Origin of the sequence: Halobacterium sp. GSL-19, from assembly GCF_016917855.1 — an archaeon.
GTDB classification, from domain to species: Archaea; Halobacteriota; Halobacteria; order Halobacteriales; family Halobacteriaceae; genus Halobacterium; species Halobacterium salinarum.
On the sequence record NZ_CP070377.1, the window covers coordinates 115,954 to 137,836 of the forward strand.

General features: G+C 71.1%; 23 protein-coding genes and 2 tRNA genes. 11 read left to right on the forward strand and 14 right to left on the reverse strand.

Going from position 1 to position 21,883, the window contains the following annotated elements; translation table 11 throughout:
• Window positions 1-28: 28 nt before the first annotated feature.
• The gene (locus tag JT689_RS02225; protein WP_010902098.1) at window positions 29-991 is read left to right on the forward strand and encodes a TIGR00269 family protein; all 963 of its coding nucleotides are present in this window, start codon (window positions 29-31) and stop codon (window positions 989-991) included.
• A 38-nt stretch (window positions 992-1,029) separates the two neighbouring features.
• On the opposite strand, the gene ftsZ is transcribed toward JT689_RS02225, so the two are convergent.
• The 3 genes from ftsZ to JT689_RS02240 form a co-directional block, all read right to left on the reverse strand.
• Window positions 1,030-2,211 (reverse strand): cell division protein FtsZ, encoded by a 1,182-nt coding sequence (gene ftsZ / locus JT689_RS02230; protein WP_012289116.1) that lies wholly within the window; start codon window positions 2,209-2,211, stop codon window positions 1,030-1,032.
• Window positions 2,212-2,213: 2 nt separating this feature from the next.
• On the reverse strand, window positions 2,214-2,381 hold the full coding sequence (locus JT689_RS02235; RefSeq protein WP_010902100.1) for a ribbon-helix-helix domain-containing protein: 168 nt from the start codon (window positions 2,379-2,381) through the stop codon (window positions 2,214-2,216).
• 177 nt (window positions 2,382-2,558) lie between these two features.
• On the reverse strand, window positions 2,559-3,077 hold the full coding sequence (locus tag JT689_RS02240) for a zinc-ribbon domain-containing protein (RefSeq protein WP_205251388.1): 519 nt from the start codon (window positions 3,075-3,077) through the stop codon (window positions 2,559-2,561).
• Window positions 3,078-3,192: 115 nt separating this feature from the next.
• Between JT689_RS02240 and JT689_RS02245 the strand changes: the two genes are divergently transcribed.
• A tRNA-Tyr gene (locus JT689_RS02245) sits at window positions 3,193-3,266 on the forward strand.
• Window positions 3,267-3,671: 405 nt separating this feature from the next.
• On the opposite strand, the gene JT689_RS02250 is transcribed toward JT689_RS02245, so the two are convergent.
• The 9 genes from JT689_RS02250 to JT689_RS02290 form a co-directional block, all read right to left on the reverse strand.
• The gene (locus tag JT689_RS02250) at window positions 3,672-3,932 is read right to left on the reverse strand and encodes a hypothetical protein (RefSeq protein WP_205251389.1); all 261 of its coding nucleotides are present in this window, start codon (window positions 3,930-3,932) and stop codon (window positions 3,672-3,674) included.
• Between the two features lie 128 nt (window positions 3,933-4,060).
• Window positions 4,061-5,089 carry a lysylphosphatidylglycerol synthase transmembrane domain-containing protein gene (locus tag JT689_RS02255; RefSeq protein ID WP_205251390.1) on the reverse strand — a complete coding sequence of 343 codons (1,029 nt, stop codon included), beginning with the start codon at window positions 5,087-5,089 and terminating at the stop codon, window positions 4,061-4,063.
• Between the two features lie 508 nt (window positions 5,090-5,597).
• Window positions 5,598-6,266, reverse strand: coding sequence for a hypothetical protein (locus JT689_RS02260; RefSeq protein ID WP_205251391.1), 669 nt, complete (start codon window positions 6,264-6,266; stop codon window positions 5,598-5,600).
• Window positions 6,263-6,631 carry a hypothetical protein gene (locus JT689_RS02265; protein ID WP_205251392.1) on the reverse strand — a complete coding sequence of 123 codons (369 nt, stop codon included), beginning with the start codon at window positions 6,629-6,631 and terminating at the stop codon, window positions 6,263-6,265. The genes JT689_RS02260 and JT689_RS02265 overlap by 4 nt, the downstream gene beginning before the upstream one ends.
• Entirely contained in the window at window positions 6,624-7,301 is a 678-nt protein-coding gene (locus JT689_RS02270; RefSeq protein ID WP_205251393.1) for a hypothetical protein, read from the reverse strand. The genes JT689_RS02265 and JT689_RS02270 overlap by 8 nt, the downstream gene beginning before the upstream one ends.
• Window positions 7,301-7,804 (reverse strand): hypothetical protein, encoded by a 504-nt coding sequence (locus JT689_RS02275; protein ID WP_012289120.1) that lies wholly within the window; start codon window positions 7,802-7,804, stop codon window positions 7,301-7,303. The genes JT689_RS02270 and JT689_RS02275 overlap by 1 nt, the downstream gene beginning before the upstream one ends.
• On the reverse strand, window positions 7,801-8,523 hold the full coding sequence (locus JT689_RS02280; RefSeq protein WP_205251394.1) for an archaellin/type IV pilin N-terminal domain-containing protein: 723 nt from the start codon (window positions 8,521-8,523) through the stop codon (window positions 7,801-7,803). The genes JT689_RS02275 and JT689_RS02280 overlap by 4 nt, the downstream gene beginning before the upstream one ends.
• Window positions 8,520-10,352: a type II secretion system F family protein gene (locus JT689_RS02285; RefSeq protein ID WP_205251395.1), complete on the reverse strand. Its 1,833-nt coding sequence runs from the start codon at window positions 10,350-10,352 to the stop codon at window positions 8,520-8,522. Before JT689_RS02285 ends, JT689_RS02280 begins: the two co-directional genes overlap by 4 nt.
• On the reverse strand, window positions 10,349-12,493 hold the full coding sequence (locus JT689_RS02290; protein WP_205251396.1) for a type II/IV secretion system ATPase subunit: 2,145 nt from the start codon (window positions 12,491-12,493) through the stop codon (window positions 10,349-10,351). The genes JT689_RS02285 and JT689_RS02290 overlap by 4 nt, the downstream gene beginning before the upstream one ends.
• A 131-nt stretch (window positions 12,494-12,624) precedes the next feature.
• Here JT689_RS02290 and JT689_RS12355 point away from each other — a divergent pair, with 131 nt between their 5' ends.
• Genes JT689_RS12355 through JT689_RS02310 form a run of 4 tightly spaced genes read left to right on the forward strand, consistent with a single transcriptional unit; the run spans window position 12,625 to window position 15,918 of the window.
• Window positions 12,625-13,593, forward strand: coding sequence for a DUF4129 domain-containing protein (locus JT689_RS12355; protein ID WP_229373390.1), 969 nt, complete (start codon window positions 12,625-12,627; stop codon window positions 13,591-13,593).
• Window positions 13,593-14,165, forward strand: a complete 573-nt coding sequence (locus JT689_RS02300) for a hypothetical protein (protein ID WP_205251397.1) — start codon at window positions 13,593-13,595, stop codon at window positions 14,163-14,165. The genes JT689_RS12355 and JT689_RS02300 overlap by 1 nt, the downstream gene beginning before the upstream one ends.
• Window positions 14,165-15,427 (forward strand): DUF58 domain-containing protein, encoded by a 1,263-nt coding sequence (locus tag JT689_RS02305; RefSeq protein ID WP_205251398.1) that lies wholly within the window; start codon window positions 14,165-14,167, stop codon window positions 15,425-15,427. The genes JT689_RS02300 and JT689_RS02305 overlap by 1 nt, the downstream gene beginning before the upstream one ends.
• Window positions 15,424-15,918: a hypothetical protein gene (locus tag JT689_RS02310; RefSeq protein ID WP_205251399.1), complete on the forward strand. Its 495-nt coding sequence runs from the start codon at window positions 15,424-15,426 to the stop codon at window positions 15,916-15,918. The genes JT689_RS02305 and JT689_RS02310 overlap by 4 nt, the downstream gene beginning before the upstream one ends.
• Here the strand turns inward: JT689_RS02310 and JT689_RS02315 are convergent.
• Window positions 15,915-16,871 carry an AAA family ATPase gene (locus JT689_RS02315; RefSeq protein ID WP_205251400.1) on the reverse strand — a complete coding sequence of 319 codons (957 nt, stop codon included), beginning with the start codon at window positions 16,869-16,871 and terminating at the stop codon, window positions 15,915-15,917. The two genes, JT689_RS02310 and JT689_RS02315, sit on opposite strands and share 4 nt — an antisense overlap.
• A gap of 102 nt (window positions 16,872-16,973) precedes the next feature.
• Between JT689_RS02315 and JT689_RS02320 the strand changes: the two genes are divergently transcribed.
• Window positions 16,974-17,058, forward strand: a tRNA-Ser gene (locus tag JT689_RS02320).
• A 113-nt stretch (window positions 17,059-17,171) separates the two neighbouring features.
• Window positions 17,172-18,242: a trypsin-like peptidase domain-containing protein gene (locus JT689_RS02325; protein WP_205251401.1), complete on the forward strand. Its 1,071-nt coding sequence runs from the start codon at window positions 17,172-17,174 to the stop codon at window positions 18,240-18,242.
• Here the strand turns inward: JT689_RS02325 and JT689_RS02330 are convergent.
• Window positions 18,234-18,596 (reverse strand): DUF192 domain-containing protein, encoded by a 363-nt coding sequence (locus JT689_RS02330; protein WP_205251402.1) that lies wholly within the window; start codon window positions 18,594-18,596, stop codon window positions 18,234-18,236. The genes JT689_RS02325 and JT689_RS02330 overlap by 9 nt on opposite strands.
• A gap of 91 nt (window positions 18,597-18,687) precedes the next feature.
• Here JT689_RS02330 and JT689_RS02335 point away from each other — a divergent pair, with 91 nt between their 5' ends.
• From JT689_RS02335 to JT689_RS02345, 3 genes are read left to right on the forward strand one after another with little or no spacing between them, the layout of a single operon-like run.
• Window positions 18,688-19,239 carry a GMP synthase subunit A gene (locus tag JT689_RS02335; RefSeq protein ID WP_010902125.1) on the forward strand — a complete coding sequence of 184 codons (552 nt, stop codon included), beginning with the start codon at window positions 18,688-18,690 and terminating at the stop codon, window positions 19,237-19,239.
• A 6-nt stretch (window positions 19,240-19,245) separates the two neighbouring features.
• Window positions 19,246-21,120 carry a DUF2070 family protein gene (locus tag JT689_RS02340; RefSeq protein WP_205251403.1) on the forward strand — a complete coding sequence of 625 codons (1,875 nt, stop codon included), beginning with the start codon at window positions 19,246-19,248 and terminating at the stop codon, window positions 21,118-21,120.
• 42 nt (window positions 21,121-21,162) lie between these two features.
• Window positions 21,163-21,846 (forward strand): MBL fold metallo-hydrolase, encoded by a 684-nt coding sequence (locus JT689_RS02345; protein ID WP_205251404.1) that lies wholly within the window; start codon window positions 21,163-21,165, stop codon window positions 21,844-21,846.
• Window positions 21,847-21,883: the final 37 nt, after the last annotated feature.

The window sequence follows — 21,883 nt, forward strand, 5'->3', positions numbered from 1 at the left end:
AAACAACGGCCGCCGCTACCCCGCACCGATGGACTGCACGAAGTGCGACCGCGACGCGGTGATGCACGCGGCGTACTCAGGCGCGCACCTCTGTGAACCACACTTCCTCGACAGCGTCGAGCGCCGGGTGCGTCGCCGCATCCGCACCGACAACATGCTCTCCCCGGACACCACTCCCGACGACCCCGAGACGTGGGTGATCGGGCTTTCGGGCGGCAAGGACAGCGCGGTGCTCACGGACCTCATCGAGGAGACGTTCCGCGACGACCCCCGCGTCGAGCTGATCGCGCTCACGATCCACGAGGGCATCGCGGGCTACCGCGACGAGAGCCTCGACGCCTGCACGACGCTGGCCGCCGACCGCGACATCCGCCACGAGCTCGTCACCTACCGCGAGGAGTTCGACGTCGCCATGGACGACGTGGCCGACGACGACCCCCTCGACATGGCGCCCTGTGCGTACTGTGGGGTCTTCCGCCGGGACCTCCTCGCGAAATACGCCGACGAGTACGACGCGGACAAACTCCTCACCGGCCACAACCTCGACGACGAAGCCGAAACCGCGCTCATGAACATCCTCGAAGGCAACGTCACACAGATCGCCACCCACTTCGACGCCAGCCTCGGCTCCTTCGACGACCGTGCGGAACTCGACGCCATGATCCCGCGCGCGAAACCCCTCCGAGACATCCCGGAAAAAGAGGTGGCGCTGTACGCCCAGCTGCGGGATCTCCCCGTGCACATGGCGGAATGCCCACACGCCAGTGAGTCCTTCCGCAGCGACCTCCAGGAGGTCCTCCTCGAACTCGAAGACCGCCGCCCCGGCACCCGTCACTCGATCATGGCCGGCTACGAGGAACTCGCCGGCATCGCTGCCGACGAATACAACACTGACGACGCTGACGTCGGCGAGTGCAGCGACTGTGGCGCGCCGACCACCCGCGACCGCTGCCGGAAATGCACGCTCGTCGACGCCGTCACGTCCGTCTAACACGCGCGAAAAGAACCGGTCGACGGCCCCACGGTCCGTTATCGGATGACGTCGAGGCCGTTTTCCTGCTCGACTTCGTCCTGGCCGCCGTCCGAGTGTGCGCCACCGAACCCGCCGGCTCCGGCGTCGTCGGCCGCGCGCTGCTTGGAGTCGACGTCCTGCAGCTCGCGGCGGGACTTGTCCGCCTGCTTCTGCGTGCTCGGGCCGAGCACCTGCGCGGACTGCACGCCGGTCATGATCGCCATGACGCGCACCTTGCCCTTGTAGCTCTCCTGGATCCGCGCCCCCCAGATGACGTTCGCGCTCGCGTCCAACCGCTCGGTGATGTTGTCCGCGATGCCCTCGGCCTCCTTCAGCGTGAGGTCCGGCCCACCAGTGATGTGGACGAGGCCGCCGCTGGCACCCCGGTAATCGACGTCCAACAGCGGGTGGTTCATCGCGTCTTTGACGACCTCGTTGGTCTTGTTTTTGTCCTGGGTCTCCCCGACGAGCATCACCGCGACGCCGCCCTGGTTCATGATCGCAGTCATGTCGGCGTAGTCGAGGTTGATGAGGCTGGGTTGGGTGATCGTCTCGCTGATCCCCTTGACGGTTTCCGCGATGATCTGGTCCATCACGGAGAACGCCTTCCCGATCGGGAGGTTCGGGACGTAATCCAGCAGCCGGTTGTTGTCGAGGACGATAATCGAGTCGGCTTTCTCGCGCAGCTTCTCCAAGCCTTCCTCGGCTTTGACCGTGCGAGCGCGCTCGACGTTGAACGGCGTCGACACCATCCCAACGACGATTGCGCCCTGCTCTTTGGCGATCTTCGAGACGACCGGCGCTGCACCGGTCCCCGTGCCACCGCCCATGCCGGCGGTGACGAACACCAAGTCCGCGTCCCCGAGCACCTCTTTGATCGTTCCCTGGGCCATCTCGGTGGCGCGCTCGCCCATCGAGGGGTCGCCACCCGCACCGAGGCCGTTGGTCAGGGACTTGCCGACGAGGATCTTCGTGTCGGCTTTGATCATCTTCAGGTGCTGTTTGTCAGTGTTGATCGCTACCGTGTCCGCGCCTTCGACGCCGATGTTGTACAGTCGGTTGACCGTATTGTTGCCTGCGCCGCCACAGCCAACAATGACGATCCGGGGGTCTCCGAACTCGTCACCATCGCCGTCGCCATCCATTTCGCGCTGTTCCGCCTCGGCGTTGTCAAGTGCGTCCTGGACGATATCTTGCATGGTTAAACTTTCGCCCAGCTCTTTGCACCAGTCTTGTCGGTGTGTTCATCAATCATCTCTCGAACAGCGGAGCGAATCGCCTCGCTCCGATTAGGGAACTTCCCGCGTTCGACCATCTGTTCCACCTCGTCGATCTGTTGTTCCGGAATCCGGAGTGTCACACGCTCCATTGTTGTATCCCCGTGTTGGTAAGACGGACCCGGTTTCCCGTCTCCGTGTCTTACACGGCCGTTCTGACGCCAAGGGGCAGCGCAGTCCGGTGGTTCTGTGTAAGACGACCGTCTCACGTACGAGAACACACAGGAGCTTAGAATAAATAATTAACGGCGGTGTAAACAGATGTCTTACTATGCGCTGTCGAGGGCGTCCCCGGACACCGTTCGGCGGCCACACCGCGGACAGAACGCCCAATCCGCCCGGATCTCGTCGCCGCACTCGCAGAACACGCGATGCGTTGCCTTCCCACCGCAGTTCGGACAGTAGACGTGGTCGGCTGACAGCTCCGCCCCGCACTGACTGCACACGCTCTCGTCGCCCGTCGCCGATGTGTCGGCGTGCTCCGCGTCGGTCTCGCCGTCGTCACCGGGTTCCTCGGCGTCCGCGCGCCCCCCGCTGGCCGGGGTTGTTCGCACCTCCTCAACCGCCGACGGGGACGACACGCGAATCGTGACGTTTACGTCCTTTTGAGCGTCGGTCGCAGCCCCACGCACTGGCGTGTTTACGCCCTCTACGGGGACGTCGTCGGCCGCAGCGTGGGTGGTGAGGTACGCACGGAGCGCGTTGCGCATCACCTCGCTTTTCGAGGCGTCGAGGTCTTCGACCGCGGCAACGAGGTCGTCGTCCGCGCGGAACGTGACTTTCGACATTGCAACTAGCTACATCACTGAACGGTTCCGGGATAAGCTTTGGGCATGGGGGCGGCATCCACCCACCGCGAATGACAACCCTTAAATTTCGGCCACAGCCTACATACGAGTGCGTCCGCCCTTAGCTCAGACTGGTAGAGCAGTCGACTGTAGATCGACTTGCCCCCCGTTCAAATCGGGGAGGGCGGATTTTCTCACCCTGATTTCCAGATTCACAGGATAACGCCCCGATTCGGCGCTATACTGCCCCGAAAACGCCTCGGGGTTCACTTGATCAGCAAGTCCGGTCGTAGCCATCTGGTGGTTCATCGTGGCCGAAGAGGGGAACGCGCTTAGACCTTAGCGTAGTAGATGAGTCGTGTCGTGGTTCCAAAATCGGGGTTCGTCTGAAACTCGGAATACGGGAATTCAGCAACGCCGGCTCAGGTACGAGAGACTCCCGTAGGGTTTGATGGGTCACTCCCACTCCGAGATGGGAGTCATCATCCAGCTATCCCTCTCGCTCCCCTTCGCTCCTCTCAGGCGATTCCAGAACTATCGAGCAGAAGACGATTGCTCGCTACTCCATCGCTTTCTCGCCGCGCTCAGTGAATCTCAGGAATCCTCTTCCTCTACGAAGGAACGCCACGATTCGAGCGCATCCGCTTTCTGACTCTCCGGGTCATCCAGCACGCCGACTTCCTTGAGCATCCGGAAAATCGTCTTGTCGCGTTTACGAATCTCATTGAGGAGTGCGGCTTCGTTCTCGTGGCTTCCGTGTTCGGTGAAGATTGTCTCGGTCAGGCCGGAGACGTTCTCGACGTAGTCGCTGGCTTTGCTGACGATGTGGGGTTCGATGGCGATTCGCCGGGTCATCACTCCATCCAGATAATCCACATCCCTCGAGCGCGCTCGAATTCGGTCCTGAATTGAAGCAGCGACATCCCGGACATACCCATTTTTGTCGTGGGGGAGCTGCCGCCACCGCCGGGTGGCGTCGGCGCTCAGTCGGCGTCGCTGCCGCCGGCTCGCAGGACCGCCAGCGACCCGCCGCCGACCGTCATCGTCAGCCAGAACCCGCCGATGCGGTGGATGACGACGGCGGCGGCGACCAGCGGCGCGGCGGCGCTGGTGAGCGCGGTCAGCAGCGCCACGTGAACGGATTCGATGCCGCCGAGGCCGCCCGGCGTCGGGCCGATGCCGGCCATGGTCCCGACGGGCACGACGAACAGCGGCACGTAGATCGGGATCGGCGACCCCAATGCGATGAACACCACCCACATCGCGATCGCTTGACACAGCAACGCGGCGGTCGCGAGCCCGATCACCTTCAGGACGCCCGTCCGATCCGCGGCCAGGCGCTCGACGGACGCGACGAACTCTTCGATCCCGGCCTCAATGCGTTCGGGCGACGGCACGGGGACTCGCGGGAGCACGCGTGCCAGCCACCGCAGCGCCGGCGTTGCGACCCGCACCACCGCGGCTTGGATGGTGGTCCGCAGCCGCCACCCGGCGACCGCCAGCCCCCCCACGATCAGGACGAACGCGCCGACGATCCCGACGACCGACCGGAGCCGCGGCGAGACCGTGTTCACGATCGCGTAGGCGGCCGTTCCGGTGAGCGCAAGCCCGATCGAGGGCACGAAGTTCAGCGCGTCGGCACCGGCGATCGCGGCCAGCGCGGTCTCGTAGTCGGCGTCCGAGACGTTCGTCGTGAGCAGCGCGGCGACCGGTTCCCCGCCGGCCTGCCCGAACGGCGTGATGTTGTTCGCGAACGACGTGCCCGCGAACACCAGGATCGCCGACCGAACCGACACGGTGATGTCCAGGATCCGCCAGACGATCCACAGCGCCGTGCCCTGGAGGACGATCCACCCCAGCATCAGCGCGCCCGCAACCACCACCAGCGGGATGCGCGCCCGCCCCAGCGCGGTGATGATCTCCTGGATGCCGATCAGCCAGAACAACACCGCGAACACCACCGCTGCGGCACCGAACCCGACCACCGTTGACCAGACGCGGGCTGCGTTCATCGGGGACTCTCCTCTGTGGGGGCACACGCCGCCGGTTGCCTTTTGCCCGTCGATTAGCGCGTGGGTCCACCGCGACGCGTTTCCACCCGCCACCGCAGCGCTATCGGCGTTCCGTCCCACTCTTTTCACCAGTGAAATCCAAAAATATTCCCGTGCGTGACCCGAACCAGTCGGCCGTGACGCTAGTGGTTGCAGACGACACACCGTCTGCACTGTGCGACGTCCTGGATGGGCCAACAGCGACAGCCACCACGGCTGCACTCACCGACGCCATCGCCGCCCACGACCCCGCCGTGGTGGTCGTCGATGCGCCCGCAGTTGCCGACCCCCAGGCCGTCGTCACGGCGATCCGGGACGCCGCCCCGCCGGCAGCGGTCGTGGTCGGCGCGGGGACGCCAGCCGGCGACATCGAGTGCCCGCCGCCGCGAGAGGCGGCCCCGGAGTCGATCCGGGAGGCGGTCGCGCAGGCCCGCACCACCGCAGCGTACCACCAGTCGGTCACGGCCCTCTACGAGCAGTGCCGAACCCACACCTTTGGCGCGCCCGACGACGCGATCGAGGACGCCCGCAGCGACGCCGACGCGCGCCTCGCATCGCTTCCCACCGACGCCTGGACCGTGGCGGCCGCCCTCCGCTCGTCGCCGCCGGCCGACGACGGCGATGCCCCCGACTGACAGCCGTCCGGCAGCCAACACCCCGGCCGCTGTACCCGCGTCCACTCCGTGCTCGTGGTCACTGTCCTCACGCGGATGTCGTACGCCACCGCCACCACCACCGCCTCGGCGGCCCGCCGCTGCACGACAACCCCGCCCGCACGGACGCAGCCCCCGAACCGACGGCCGCGGCCGGTCGGACAGTCGACGCCGGCCGCCGCGGTCGCGTTCCCAGTCACCTCGACGGCGGCCGCGCCCCCGGCGGTGGCCGGCGGCGGCTGAGCGAGCGCTCCCTGCACGCGGGTGAGGGTTTGCCGCCGCTGCGCCCACGGCATGCCGGTTGCGTCGGTGGCCGCCGCCGCCACAGCGCGCTCAACCGTGGTGGCTGCCTGGCTGCTCGGGGTCGGCCGTGGCGTCGCCACCGACGGGGCGTATCCGAACTGGAGGTACGCGACCGCCACCGATGCGAGCGCGAGCGCCGCGACCGCAGCCCCCGCGAGCACGAACTGGCCGCGCTGGGTCATGCGTCCCACACCCGCAGCGTGACCGTGCCGTTGGCCCTGTGGACGGTGGCGCGCCCCGTCGGTGCTGTCCGCGGTGGCTGCCGTCCGAGCCGCCCGCTGGTGGTGTCCACACTGAACAGCACGGACGCCGGCAGCAGTCGTCTCAGGCGGTCGTCGATCCGGGACCCACTCTCGTGTGGCGGCGTCGTCTCGATGATCGTCGCGGCGTCGGCGGCGTACCGATCCAGCTGCGCCGTCCGCGTGTGCCCGCCGTCGCCGGGGACGCCAACCGTGAACGTGGCCGCCACGGCGAGGATCACGAGCACACCGATCGCCGCCTCGACGGCCGGCAGCGACGCCTGGCCGCGACGGCCCCGTTCAGGCATCGACTGTCACCGCCATGACTGCGGGCTCGGTGATCCTCACGGCTTCGACGCGCACCACAGCCGCGACCGGCTGGGGCGGCTGGCAGTCCCGGCCGGTGAACGAGAGCGCCGTGCCCTCGCCCCCCGGCGGGGACACCCGGTAGGTTCCGTTGAGCCCACGCGGCGCGTGCAGGATGACGCGGCCGCCGGCGCGAACGGTCCGCACGCGCGCACAGTCCGGCGCACGGATCGTAAGCGACCCTGTGGTCGTCCCACGGGGAAGCGACAGCGCGGGGCCGCCACCGGACAGTCGCGTCGCCCTGCCAGTGCGCGTTTGGGAGTGCGTGTCGGCGACAACGACGATGCGTCGCACCGTTGTGCCGCCCGCGGGCGTCCCCGCTGCAGCCACTGTCGTGTCGCCGACGGTGACTCGACAGGCCGTGGTCGCCGGACAGACGTCGCCCGTCGCGTTCGCCACTGCGTCCGCGCGCAGGACGTTCTCGCGCGCCGCCAGCGGTCCACGCGGCGACACCAGGCGGTCGGCGAGCGATGCGGCCAGCCGTGCCTCCGCGGGCGATCTGTCGGCGCGCGCGAACGCGTCTGCTCCGGCCCCCACCGCCAGCGTCACAGCCGCGCCGACGAGCAGAACGCCCACCACAAGCGCCACCAGGTTCGCTTGCCCGCGCTGCATCACGCCGAACACCCCGGCCTCGTTCCCGCGTCGCCGGCCCGGCGCGACGCCAGCACAACGACCAGGTCGCCGCCGGACTCCGGCGTGCACACGCGCACAACCCAGGTGGTGTTGGCGCGGTGGCCGGGCTGCCAGTCGCCACGCACGCGGTCCACGCGCGCCGGGAGCACCAGCGGCGTGGTGCCGCCGACGCCCGGCGTGGGGTGGCGGAGGCGCAGCGTCCGGTTCGTCGCGGTGATCGTGTACCCGCGATGGCGGATCGTCGCCGGCACCGACACGCGGCGCACAACACGCGCGTGTTCCCGCGGCGGCGGCACGCTCGCCTCGACGCCGGCGGCGGCGTGTTCGAGCGCCCGGTCCGCCACCGCGCTGGCCGCCGCGGTCCGCGCGTCCGGCACCACGCCACCGCACAGCGTGGTGGTGAACACCGCGATCACCAGCACCCCGATGCCCGCTTCCGCGGCCTTGCCCACGACCGGTGCGCTCGCGCGATGCCGGGTCACGAGACGCTCACCGTCGTTTCGTGCACGAGCAGCGTGCCCGTCGGTCGTCCCGGGATCGCGGCGACGACGCTCGGAACGCCGTCGTCGTCGAGCGCCCGGACCGTCGTCGCGGTCGCGCCGGCCGCCGCCAGCCGGGCGCTGACGGCGTCGGTGTGCGTGGTTTCGATCGCGATCCGGTAGCGGCCAGCGCCGAGCCGGCGGCGGCGGTGGGTGACCGTCGACCGCAACGTCCACCGGGCAGCGCCGCCCCCACGGGCTGTGCGGCCGGCGGCGATCGAGACCGACCCGCGGAGCGCGGGCACGCCAACCACCAGGCTGTCGGCGTCCGCACGCACTGCCACCGGGGCGTCCCAGGTCGTCCGCGCCGTGGCCGACGTGAGCACACCGCCGGCGAGATAGGTGACGGTGTGGCGTCCCGTCGAGAACCGGAGCGCGTTCGCGTGCACTGTCGCGACCGGCCCCGTCTCGTTCAGGACGCGCACGTCCCGGGGTTGGAGCGCCAGCCGGCCGCGCGCGAACGCGACGCGACCGGTCGTGGGTCCGGTCGTCCGCGCCGGGTGGAGCGCCGTCCGCAGGTCGGCGGCGACACGGCGGCTGTCGGCCGCCGCGGCGTGCTCGGTCACGACGGTGCCGACGCTCGCCGTGAGCGCGGCCACCGCGACCACGGTCGCAGCCACCAACACGGCAACGCCGACGACCGCCGACTGTCCGCGCGTCATCCCAGCCCCACCCCGGTGAAGACGGCGTACGCGACCGCGACGAGCACCCCCGAATGCAGCACCGCGCTGTACCGCCCACGGCTGGCTGCGCCCGCGAACCAGCCACAGGCCAGCATCGTGGCCTGCGTGACGACGTAGAACCGGAACCGGTCGCGGGCCACGTCCACGGCGCGCGGGTCGATCGACAGCCCGCCCGCGCTGGCGGCGTCCGACACCGCCGACAGCTGCGTGAAACTCCCCAGCACGGTGTGGCTGACGGCGACAGTGATGCCGACGACCAGCAGCGCGGTCGTCCAGCCGACGGCGACGTACACGAGCAGCCGCGAGCGCACCGACCGCTTCTCGTGGTAGAGCCGCCCCACCTCCGACTGGAGCGCTTCGAACGTGGCGTCGGCGTCGCTGCCCGCGTCGAGGGCCCCCGAAACGAGGCCGACCGTCTGGGCCGCAAGCTGGGTGTCGACGCGCTCGACGAACCCCGCGAGCGCGGCGCGCCTGACCCCGCCGGCCCGCGGCGTCGTGGTCGCTGCGAGCGCGACCGCGAGGTCGTCGACGTCGGGGTTCAGCGCCCCCAGGTCGACGCCGCGGGCGACCCGCGAGACGGCGCCGCCGAACGGCCGACCGAGGCCGACGTGGCCCGCGACCGCGTGCACGAACGCCTGCAGCTCGCGGTCTTTCGCGTCGTCGATGCGGGCGCGCCGGGCGGCCACCGCCCCGACCGGGAGCGCGAACGCCACGTACCCCATCAGAACTGCGTTCACCGCGCCCAGTTCGTGGGCCGCCAGCCAGCACGCGACCCCGACGCTCGGCAGCGCGGCGACGACCGCCGTGTCCGCCGGGTTCCGGGGCGCGTTCGTGAGCACGGCGACCCCCCGCGACCGTCGGTGCGCGTTCCAGGTGAGCCCGCGCGGCCGCAGCGCACCGACCAGCCACGCCGCCAGCGCGCCCACACCCAGGACGAACGCCGCGCTGCCGTACACGAGCAGCGCCCGCACCGTCGTGGTGTGGGCGGTGTGCGGGACCGCGACCGGCGCGCTGAACCCCGGCGCGAGCACGCCCACCACGGTCGTGATGATCGCCACCAACACCGGGAGCACCAACACCACCACGAACAGCTCTGCGACCAACTCCAGGGCGCTTGCGGCGCGCTCTTGGGCGCGCTCGCGGCTGTCAGCGAGCATCCGCGCCTCCATGTCGAGATACTGCCTGAGTGCGTCCGGTCCCTGGGCGGCGTGCTCCCGGAATTTCACGAGAAACGGCGCGAGCAGCGCCTGGCTGGGCGTGTCGCGGGCCGCAACGCGGAGTCCGCGGTCGACGCTGCCGGTGAGGTCCGCGGTGGCGAGCACGCCGCGAAACGCCGCCGCCGTCTCCCCGTAGGCCCCGGTTCGGGCCGCGGCACGCGCCAGCAGATCGCGCTCGCTGGGGGTGCCCGACGCCAACACCGACAGATACCGGACCGCGCCCGGGAGCGTGGCGCGGATCGCGGCCCGCCGCAGGCCCGCCCGCCAGGCCAGATACCGGTCGCCCGCCCGGACAGTTGCGCGCTTCGCCGCCGCGCCGACGAGCGCCCCACAGGCCAGCCAGCCCGCCACCTGCTGGCCCTCGTTCAGCACCGGCACGCGCACCCCGGACGCGACGCCGCCGACACTGACCGCGGCCCCGACGGCCGCACACGCGAGCCACGACACTGCGTACACCCGCGCGACGAACGCACCGAACCCGACACCGGGCCGCGCCTCCCGGTACCGCGTGCGGGTGGTGGTGTGGCGGTCGCGGTCGGCGTGGCGGGCGAACAGCGCGCACAGCGTGCGGTCGACGACGCCCAGGGTCACGCCGGCCCGCCCCCGTCCGGCTCAGCACTGGACGCCGTCCTGCGTCGGGCCGCCACCCGCTCGAACAGCGCCTCGAAGTCGGTGACGCCGGCGCGATCCAGCGCCCGAACGTACCGGCGTTTGCGCGCGAACTCGCGGCGAACCGCCGCCGGTGCGCGGTCCGTGCGCGCCGCCACCGCGTCGAAGAACTGCACGTCCTCGGCGTCCCGGACGGCGTACTCGCCGCTGGAGTGCAGTCCTTCGTCGGCGGCCGCCGGGCCGCGGGTGGCGATGCGGCGCACGTGGACCGTCGTGGCGTCCGTTTCGACGGCCGTCGTCGCCGGGCCGGCGTCGTCGACGAACTCCACGACCTCGCCCACGTACCGGTCGCCGTCGGTGCGTCGCGGGAAGACCACGAGGTCGATCTCTCGGAGCAGGTGCGCCGGAACGCCCTGTTCGACGGCGCGGTTCACCAGCGGGTCGACGCCCGCGGCGTGCGTGGTGCCCACGACCCCGTGGCCGGTGTTGAGGATCTGCGCGAAGCTCTCGAAGCTGGCCCGCGTGTTGATCTCCGCGATCACCTCGATGTCCGGGTTGAGGTAGTTGGTCGCGGTCATCAGGTCGGCCATCGACACGCGCTTGAACGCCTGTTCGTGCTCGCGGGTGCTCAGCGAGACGCCGGTCTCGTGGGGCAGCCGGACCTCCCGGCTGCCCTCGTCGATGCTCACCGGGCGGTCGTCGAACGGCACGAACGGCATGTGGGCGTTCATGAGCGTGGTCTTCCCCACGCCCGTCGGGCCGGAGAACAGCACCACGCGGTGGTGTTCGTACGCCAGCCACAGCAGCGCCACGATGCCCGCCGTGAGGCTGCCCTGCCGGAGCAAGTCGACCGGCGTGAGCGCGTCGGCGGCCTGCTTCCGGATGGAGACGTGGGGGCCGCCCTCGCTGATCGCGGGGAGCGCGACCGCACACCGGATGGTCACGTCGTCGGCGACCCCGTCCGGTTCGAGGTTCACCTTCGCCGACGGCGTGGCGGCGTTCAGCTCCACGCCGTCCTGGGCGGCCAGCCCCGTCACGAGGTCCACGAACCGCTGTTCGTCGTCGAGCACGAGGTTCGTGGGGATGCGGTCGTCGGCCGCGTGCACGCGGTCGCGGGCCACCACTTTCACGCGCTCGCCCACCCGGTTCGCCTCCACGTCTTCGAGGTTGGGGTCGCGGATCGGGATCGTGAGCTCGGCGTCGCCGACGAGATCACGCACCACGTAGTACGCCAGATCCGCGACGTGGTCGTCGCCGACCGGCGGCACCGCGGGGCCGCGGTCGGCCACCGCTTCCCGGACCCGGTCGGCGACAGCGCCACACCAGTGCCGCGTTTTCGGCGCCGTGTGGCGGCGCGCAAGCAGACTGCGGGCGCGGTCAGCGATCGCCGCGGCGTGGTCGTCGCCGGCGTCGCTGTCGCCCGTCGCGACGCCGTTGGTCCAGATGCGGTCCTTGCAGGCGGCGATGCGGGCGTCGTCGCCGGGCAGCCGGTCGGGCTCCCGGACGGCGTACGTCGTGGTGAACGCGTCCGCGTCGTCCGCGGGCGTCCGGTAGATCCGCACGGGCACGTCGAACCCGCGGAACGGCACCGTGTACGCCGCGATCCGTGTGGCACGAAGCCGGTCGTGGGCCGGCGTGTTCGCGGGCAACCCGGTGGCAGCGGGCGGCTGCGCGTCGGTGTGCACGACCACCGTCTCGTCGTCGGCGACAGCCGCGGTCACGCGGTCGTCGGCCGCCACCCCGGCCAGGTCCCCCAGGCAGCGCGCCTCGCACAGCGCGTGCACCGTGATGCGGCGGCGTGCGGCCGGCGTGGCGTCGGTGAGCGCCGCGATCACCCGCCGGTGTTTGGCCTCGAACCCGGCCGCCAGGCGGTCCCGGGCGTCGGCGCGCGTCAGCGGCGGTGGGAGCGTCGCGTCGGCGAACTGCTCGCACACGTCCGCCAGCGCGTCTGCGTCCCGCGCGGAGAGCTGCGGCCGTCGCAGCTCGTAGGTCGGGCGCGCCCCGTCGCGCGCGGTGACGGTGGCCACAATGCCGGGATGGACGGTGTACTGGGCGGTGACAGCCGGGGCGTACCACGCCGCGTCGCTGCCGGGCGGCGTTGGCGGGGGAACGAAGGGGGCCATTACGCCCGGCTGCCTCGCTCCCGGATTTAAAGCTGGGGGCGGGGGCCACTCCACGACGCCAGTATCGTGCCATCGCGTACCGCGATGCCTGTTCGCAACACCTATGGATTCGAGTTGTCAACCCCTGGCGCGTGGGTCGAAACGCGCGCGGTCCGGTCATCGCAGTGCTGTGTGTGCTTGCCATCTCCCTGGCGGCGTCCACGCTCGTTGCGCCGCGCCCCCAGTCCGGCGCTGGCCCCGGCACCGGCGGGAACACCCAGTCCGGCGGAGCCGCTCCAAGCCACACCAGTGGCGCCGCGGCGTCCGCAACCGGCGGCCAGTCCGGAGCGACCGCCACGACCCCCACGCCCTTCGACGCGCTCTGTGTCCCGGTCCTGCAGTCCCCCGCCGTCCTGATCGGCATCGGGGTCGCGCTCGTCGGCGCGGTCTGGCTGCTGGCACGCCGCACCCCCCTTGCCTACGCGCTCGCCGTCGTGATCCCGGTGGTGCCGTTTCTCGTGCTCTCGTACGGCGCACTCACGGACTGCCGAGCGCCCGCCAGCATGTCACCGCAGCACGCCGGGGCCGCCGGCTCCGCGCAGTCTCCCCCTGCAAACGGCAGCGTGGGCGGCGGCACCGCCGGCGGACAGCCGGTCACCCAACTCGTCTCCCCGTCGTTGGCCGTCGGCGTGCTCGCCGTCGTCGCCGTGCTGTTCGTCGTGCTCGCCTACCACGCCACCGGCGACGACACCGCCACTGACCGGTCGCCCGACCCGGCGACACGCGAGCCCGCGGCCCAACCCCGGCTGGCGGCCGTCGGTGCCGCCGCCGGCCAGGCGGCTGCCCGCATCGAGACCGTGGCCGACGTCGACAACGAGGTCTACCGCGCGTGGCGGGAGATGGCCGCGCACGTCGACGTCTCGAACCCCGAGGCGAGCACGCCCCGGGAGTTCGCCGCCGCCGCCCGCGACGCCGGCATGGACGCCCGCCACGTCGACGCGCTCACCGCGCTGTTCCGCGCAGTCCGGTACGGCGACGCCGACCCGTCGCCCGCCCGCGAGGCGCGCGCCGTCGACGCGCTGCGTGCGATCGAAGCGCGCTACACGGACGGTGGCCAGTGATGCTGCGGCGCTTCCTGCTGCTGGCCGGGCTGCTGTTCGCCGCCGCCGGGTTCGCAGTCACGGTCGAGCCGGGCGTGGCTGCCGTCCTCGGGCTCCCACCCACCCCGACGACTGCTGTCGCCGGACTGGCGGCCGTGTTCGCGCTCACCAGGGGAATCGACCGCCATCACACCGCGTTCCGGACCGCCGACGAGGCGCGCAACGAGACGCTCGAACCCCGGATCGAAGCGCCGCGACCGGGGGCGGACATCGACGCCCGGCGCCACGAGCGCGCGGACCGCCGGGACGCCGGCGCTGGCGGCCCGCAGTTCAGCGCCCGCCTTCGGACCGTGACCGTGCGCGCGCTCGCCGACGCCCACGGGATCGCCCCGGCGGAAGCGGAACGCCGACTCGACGAGGGGACGTGGACCGACGACCGGACTGCGGCGGCGTTCTTCGCCGAGGACGTGGACCCGCCCGCACCCGCTGTCATCACGACAGTCGTCAGCGCCGACCCGGCCCGCGAGCGCCAGGCCCGCCACGTCGTCGCGGAACTCCAGCGGCTCACCGGGATCGAGGGCGGTGCGCACTGATGGTGGCCGAACGCACCCACCGCTGGCGGGGCGCGGTCGCGCTCTCGCTCGCCGTGATCGCCGCCGGCGCGACGACACGCGTACCCGCCGTCCTCGTGCTCGGCGTGCTCGGCGTCGCCGGTGCGGGCTACGCGACCCTGTTCGCGCCCCCAGCGCCGTCGCTGTCCGTCGAACGGTCGGTGTCCGAGGACGCCCCCGCCGCCGGCGACGAGGTCGACGTGACGCTGACGGTGACCAACGACGGGTCGTTTCTGCCCGACCTCCGCCTCATCGACGGCGTTCCCGATACGCTGGCGGTCGCCGACGGGACGCCCCGGCTGGCGACCGCGCTCCGGGCCGGCAAGTCGGCGACCGTCACGTACACCGTGGAAGCCACCCGGGGCGACCACGAGTTCGACCCGGTTGCGGTGATCGCCCGCGACATCTCCGGCAGCCACGAGACGCGCACCACCGTCCCCGCCGCGACGACGCTCACCTGCGTCCCCGACCTCCCCCGTCTGGCCGCGTTCCCGCTGCGCCGACAGCCCACCCAGCGCGCCGGCCCCACCCCAACGCCGACCGGCGGCTCGGGCGTGGCGTTCCACGCCACCCGCGAGTACCGCTCGGGCGACCCGCTGAGCAGAGTGGACTGGACGCGCCTCGCCCGCGACGGCGAACTCGCCACCGTCCAGTTCCGGGCGGAGCGAGCCGCCACCGCCGTCGCCGTCGTCGACACCCGGCGCGTCGCCCACGTCAGTGACGCCGACGGCACGAACGCCGTCGAGTACGGCGTCGAAGCCGCGGGCGGGGTCGCGTCAGCACTCCTCGACGCCGGCAACCAGGTCGGCGTGGCGTCGCTGGGCCCACACTGGGCGTGGCTCGCGCCCGGGCTCGGCCGCGAGCACCGCGCTCGCCTCGAAGCACTGCTCGCGCGCGACCGCGGCTTCTCGGTGTCGCCGCCCGACCGGCGGTTCCTCAGTGCGCTCGTGTTCCGCCGGCTCCGCACACACCTCCCCGACGACGCACAGGTGGTCTTCTGCTCGCCGCTGGTCGATGACACCGCCGCCGAGTACGTCCGCCGGCTGGAAGCCAGCGGCCACCCGGTCACGGTGGTGTCGCCCGACGTCACGGGGGCAGAGACGCTCGGCCAGCGGTTCGCGGGCGTGGCGCGCGCTGTCCGCGTCCGATCGCTGCGCGCGGCGAGCGTCCGCGTCATCGACTGGCAGGCGGGCGACTCGCTGGCGGTGGCGGTCGCCGACGCCGAACGCGGGTGGTTCGCGTGAGCGAGTTCGACGCGCGCCCGCCGGCTCGCGCGGTCGTTCCTGCGGCTCTCGCCGCAGTCCTCGCACTGGTTCCGGCGCTCAGCTCGGGCGTCGGCCTCGCTGTCGGGGCCTCCGGCGCACTGCTCGTCGTCGGCGGCGGCCTCCGTGGGAGACGGCTGTTCGTCTCGGCCGGCGCAGCGACACTCGCCGTCGGGGTCGTCCTCGGCGCGGCGACCGGCATCGACCCGGGGTACGCGCTCGTCGGTGGCGTCGGCACTGTGGTCGCGTACGACGCCGCCGAGCACGCCGTCGGACTCGGGGTCGATGTCGGCCGGCACGCCCGCGTCACGCAGTCCGTCGTCGTCCACGTGCTTTCGACGACGGCGCTGGCACTGACGGCCGCGGTCGTCGCGCTGGCCGCCTACACGCTCGGCCCGAGCACGCGCCCGGTGGCGGCGCTGCTCGCGTTGCTGTTCGGCGGGGTGCTGTTGGCCGCCGCCCTCCGGGCCTAAGCCGCGTCGACGGTGGGCACCGGCACCTCGTCGAGCACGCCCTCGACGATCCCGCCTTTGGCGACGTTCTCGACGGCCGCGTCCGGCGTCAACACGAGCCGGTGTGCGAGCACGCTCCCCGCCAGCCCCTTCACGTCCGCCGGCACGACGTACTCGCGGCCCGCCACGACCGCGCGAGCGCGCGCCGCCTCGAACAGCCGCTGGGTGCCCCGCGGGCTGACGCCCACCTCGACGCGGGGGTGCTCGCGGGTCGCGCGTGCCACCGCCAGCATGTACTCGCGGAGGTCGCTGCCGACGCGCACGTCCTCGGAGGCGCGCCGCAGGGCCCGCACGCGCTCGTCGTCGAGCACGGCGTCGACGGTCGGACTCCGGGCGTCCCGGCTGGCACGCCGCGCCAACAGCTCGCGCTCGCCGGCCGCGTCGGGGTAGCCGATGGCCGCCGACACGACGAACCGGTCGAGTTGCGCCTCCGGCAGGGGAAACGTCCCCTCCTGGTCGACGGGGTTCTGGGTCGCGATGACGAAAAACGGCTCGGGCAGGGCCATCGTCTCGCCGTCGATCGTCACCTGTCCTTCCTCCATCGCCTCCAGCAACGCTGCCTGCGTCTTCGGGGGTGCGCGGTTGATCTCGTCGGCCAACACGACGTTCGCGAACACCGGGCCGGGCCGGAACTCGAACTCCCGGCTCCGCTCGTTGAACACGTGGGTCCCCAACACGTCCGTTGGCAACAGGTCCGGCGTGAACTGCACCCGGCTGAATTCGAGACCGAGCGCTGTCGCGACGCTGCGCGCAGTCAGCGTCTTGCCCGTTCCCGGGACGTCTTCGAGGAGCACGTGCCCGTCAGCCAGGAACCCGACGAGAACCGTTTCGAGGAACTCACGGTCGGCGATGACCGCCGCCGCCACCTCGTCCACAACGGCACTGCAGCCATCCCGCACACTGCTGGCGTCCATACCACACGACCTCCCCCGCTGGTGGGTTATGCGTACCGGTCACACGCCACCCGCTCGCCGAACCGAAACCACTAAACTCGCGGCCGGCATCGTATCGAACGAGCCGAGGTAGCCTAGCCTGGCCAAGGCGGTTGCTTCGAGAGCAACTGTCCACACGGACTCAGGAGTTCAAATCTCCTCCTCGGCGCTTCTCGGACCACCACGCCGACAGCGGTGCCCCCGTCTCGCCCCGCGCCGCCAGGGGGCTGCCCACAAGCTATTCGTGTCGCTCACGCGTACGATCCGTTCGTGACTGATCCGATGCCGAGTCGACGCGACGTGCTCCGGCTCGGAGCCGGAGTGCTGGCCGCAGGCACCGCTGGCTGCACCGACACAGCACCGAACCGTGTGGCCGCGGCCGAGACGGCGGCCACGACCACCCGAGAGACGACGACCGACTCGCGCTCCGAGAGCCCGTACACGGCGGTCTATCGGGACGTTATCGACTCCGTCGTCATGATCCGCACGCAGTCCGGGCAGGGGACGGGCTGGCTGTACAACGACACGACACTCGTCACCAACGCCCACGTCGTGGGGCGCTCGGAGACGGTCAACGTCCGGTTCAACGACGGCACCTGGGAGACCGGCCGGGTGCGGGGGACGGACCCGAACAGCGACCTCGCGGCCGTCACCGTCACCGACACCCCGGCCGCCGCCACCCCGCTGGCGTTGCGCACCGCGTCGCCGGTCGCCGGCACGGAGGTCGTCGCCATCGGCAACCCGTTCGCGCTCAACGGCACTGTGACAACGGGCATCATCAGCGGCACGAACCGCGCCATCCCGGCGCCGACCGGCTACCGCATTCCGGACGCCGTCCAGACCGACGCCGCGGTGAACCCCGGGAACAGCGGCGGCCCCCTGGTGTCGCTCGACGGCGACGTCGTCGCGGTCGTGAACTCCGGGGGCGGGGACAACATCGCGTTCGGCATCTCCGCCGCGCTCACCGACCGGGTCGTTCCCAGCCTCATCGACACCGGCGACTACGAGCACGCCTACCTCGGGGTGTCGTTCACCCCGGTCACCCCCAACGTCGCGGACGCCAACGGGCTCACGGAGTCCCGCGGCCTCCTCGTGATGTCCGTCGACCCTTCGGGACCGTCCGCCGGCCGGCTGGTGGGCAGCGATGCCACGACCATCGTCGACGGCGGTGCCGTTCGCGTCGGCGGCGACATCGTGCTCGCGGTGAACGGCACCCGCGTCCACACGCTCGAAGACGTGTTGAGCCTGCTGGCGTTACACACCAGTCCCGGCGACACCGTCAGCGTCAGGCTGCTTCGGGACGGCGACCGCCGAACCGTCGACGTGGAACTCGGCGCGCGCCCCTCAGGCTGACTCCTCGGTCACCCGGACGCGGTCGCCGACGCCGACGCCGCTCGCAGCGCCCGCCGGCAACTCGATCAGCGTGTCACAGTCCGCGCTCGCCCGCCCCGTCCACGCGGCCATGGTCTCGACGTGTTGGACCTCCTCGTCGACCACCCAGATGGCGTCGATGTCGAACGGCACACACACCATGTGGGCGTCCCGCACCTCGGGGTCGCCGAACGGGAACACGAGCGCGTAGTCGTCGGGGATCGACGTGCGGAACATCAGCCCGCGGGCCTGCGAGAGGAACGACTCGGCCGTCTCGACGGTGTTGGCGAGCGTTCGCGCGCCGTCGCCGTCGTCGGGATCGTGGCGGACGTGCACAGTCGCAGTCGGACGGCGCGCCCGAAAAGCGTTCTCCCGGCCGCCCGGCGAACGAGTGGGTTTTTACGCCGGTGTTGCCTACCCGCCGGCAATGACGCACATCCTCGTCGTCGACAACCACGGCCAGTTCACGCACCTAGAGCACCGGTTGCTCCGTGACATGGATGGCGTGACCGTCGACCTGACCGACAACACCACCCCGCCGGCCGACATCGACGCCGACGGCCTCGTGCTCTCCGGTGGCCCCACCATGGCGGACATCGGCCACTGCCGGGAGTACCTCACACTCGACGTTCCGATTCTGGGGGTGTGCCTCGGCCACCAGCTGATCGCCGACGAGCTCGGCGGCCGCATCGAAGCCGGCGACTACGGCGGCTACGCCGACGTCACGGTTTCGATCAGCGACGCCGACGACCCCCTCGTGGGGTCGCTCGCCCCGGACACGCGCGTGTGGGCGAGCCACGCCGACGAAGTCGTCGCCGTCCCCGACGGCTTCACGATCACCGCCGAAAGCGACATCTGCGGCGTCGAAGCGATGGGCGACACCGACCGCGACCTCTACGGCGTGCAGTGGCATCCCGAAGTCGCACACACCGAGGAGGGCGAGGCGGTCTTCGAGAACTTCGTGGCCATCTGCGAGTAACGCCGCATGACCGAAACCCAGGGCGAACTGGCCAGCCTCTCGAAGTACATCTTCCGTGCTCCCCGCTGGTATTCCAGCGTCGCGCTCTCGCTGGTCATCGCGGCGCTGGCGGGGGTTGCGGCCTTCGACAGCCAGTACGTCCTGGAGGACGCCTGGCAGGGCGTGTTCTTCATCGGCGTCCCCACGGCCGTCGCGAGCATGGCAACGACGGCCGTCGACCGGTATTTCGGCGGCCAGCTCACGTACAACCGCTCCTCGCTGCTCGCCGTTGCCTGCGAGATCGTCGTCGTCACCGTGCTGGTCGCCGCCGGCGTCGCCGCCATCCTCACACCGCGGCTCAGCCAGAACTTCGTGTTCGACGCGCTCATCGCGGCGCTCGCGCTCGTGTTCGCTGTCCGGTTTCTGGTCGTCCTGGCGGTGTCGCGGAACACGCTGGCAGTGTCGGTGCTGCCGGCCAGCATCCAAACCGCCACCGCCGGCGTGTTGTTGTTCGTCTACGGCGGCACACTGAACTACGTCACGTCCGGCGGCGGGTCGCTGCTGGGCGCGTTCCTCGCGCGGCCCTCGCATGCACCCCCCGAGATCCAGTACGCGTTCGCCCCCCGGGATTTCCTGTTGTTGGTTGCGATGACCGCGCTGTACGGCTCTGTGGCCTACGGGTTCGTCGTCGTCATCGACCGCCCGTGGCAGCGCAGCCTCGGCGTGAGCGTGCTCGACTTCATCGGCGGGTTCATCGGCCACATCGCCGAGGGCACTCGGGAGCTCGAGGACTTCTTCGAGCAGATCGGCGAGGAGGCCGTCGTCCCCGTGACTGTGCTGTCGTTCCGCCGCACGAGCGACGAAACCGAGAAAGCGCGGTTCGTATTGCCGATGATCCACCCGGGGCCGATGGGCGAGATCGGCGGCGGCAACCTCCCCCAGCGGGTCGCCGACGCCACGGACGGGCTGGCGTTCCCGCCCCACGCAACCGCCGGCCACGACTTCAACCTCGTCACCGAGCGCGAGGTCGACACGCTCGTCGACGCCGCTGCCGACGCCCACGACCGCATCGCGTACACCGACACCGCGACCGCGCCGGTGCGGGCCACCGACGGCGAGGCCACGCTTTTCGGGCAGGCCTTCGACGACGACGCGTTCCTCGTCTCGACGTACGCCCCCAACTTCGCCGACGACATCTCGTACGCCGTCGGCCTGTCGGCGGCCGCCGAAGCCCGCGTCGCGGGACTGGAGACGGTGTTGCTGGCGGACGCGCACAACTGCAACAACGGCCTCGACGGCGACGACCTCGGCCACATCTACCCCGGCAGCGAGCGCTCGTTCCAGCTGATCCAGGCCGCCGGCAGCGCCGCCCGCGACCTCGCCGACGCACCCGAGCACGCGCTCCGCATGGGTGTCGCCTGGGACCCCACTGACTGGCAGCCATGCGACGGCATCGGCCCCCTCGGCGTCCGCGTCGCGGTCGTCGAAACCGGCACCACGCGCACCGCCTACGTGCTCATCGACGGGAACAACATGGAACCGGGGCTCCGCGAGCGCCTCCTGGACGCCGTCGGCGGCCTCGGCATCGACCACGCCGAAGTCATGACCACGGACACGCACATCGTCAACACCGTCGAGTCCTCGAACCAGGTCGGTGCCGCCATCGACTGGGGTGCCCTCACCGACGTGGTCGTCGCGCTCACTGAAGCCGCCACGGACGACCTCGACCCCGTCGAGGCCGGCGTGGCCACCGAGCGCGCGGAAGTCACCGTCTTCGGCAACGACCGCACCGAGACGCTTGCCAGCCACGCCAACGCCGTCATCGCGATGGGTGGCGCCGTCGCGGGACTCGCCGTTCTCGCCACGGTCACCATCAGCGTCCTCGTCTTCTTCCTCACGTAGCCCGCCGAAACACTCATCGCACTCCGTCTGGCAGTTCCGGCAATGACGGCGCAGTTGCCACCCGGCGTGACGCACGTCGACTGTTCGACTCTGGACATGCCGAACGCCTACGTCGTCGTCGACGACAACGAGACGACGCTCGTGGACGCCGGGTGGCCGGGAGACGAGCAGACCGTCCGAGACGGCCTGCGCACTGCCGGCGTCGAACCCGGCGACATCGACCGCGTGCTGGTGACCCACTACGACGCCGACCACGTCGGCACGCTCGCGCGACTCACGCCGGCACTGGACGCCCCGGTGTACGTCCACGAGCGGGACGCGCCGTACGTCGCCGGCGACCGACTGCCGCCGTGGACTGCTCGGAACGGCATCGGGGCGCTCCACCGGCTCTACTATCGCCGGCTCGACCTGCCGGATCTCCCGATTCGAGCCGTCGTTGACGGGGACGACGTCGGCGGCTTCCACGCGTACCACACCCCCGGTCACACGCCCGGACACGTCGCCTACGTCCACGAGGACCTGTCCGTCGCGTTCCTCGGTGACCTCGCCTATGGACTCGGCGACAGGCTGAAGCCCACTGGCTGGCTCACGAGCCACGACGCCGCCGCGGTTGAGTCCAGTGTGCGGTCGCTGTGTCGTCGTGCGCCCGCCTTCGAGTACGCGTGTCCCGGACACGGACCGCCGCTCCCCGACGGCGACGACCGGCTCGCCGAGACACTCCCGTGAGCGCTAGCCGAGCGCCGCCGCTGGCTGGCGTGGCGAA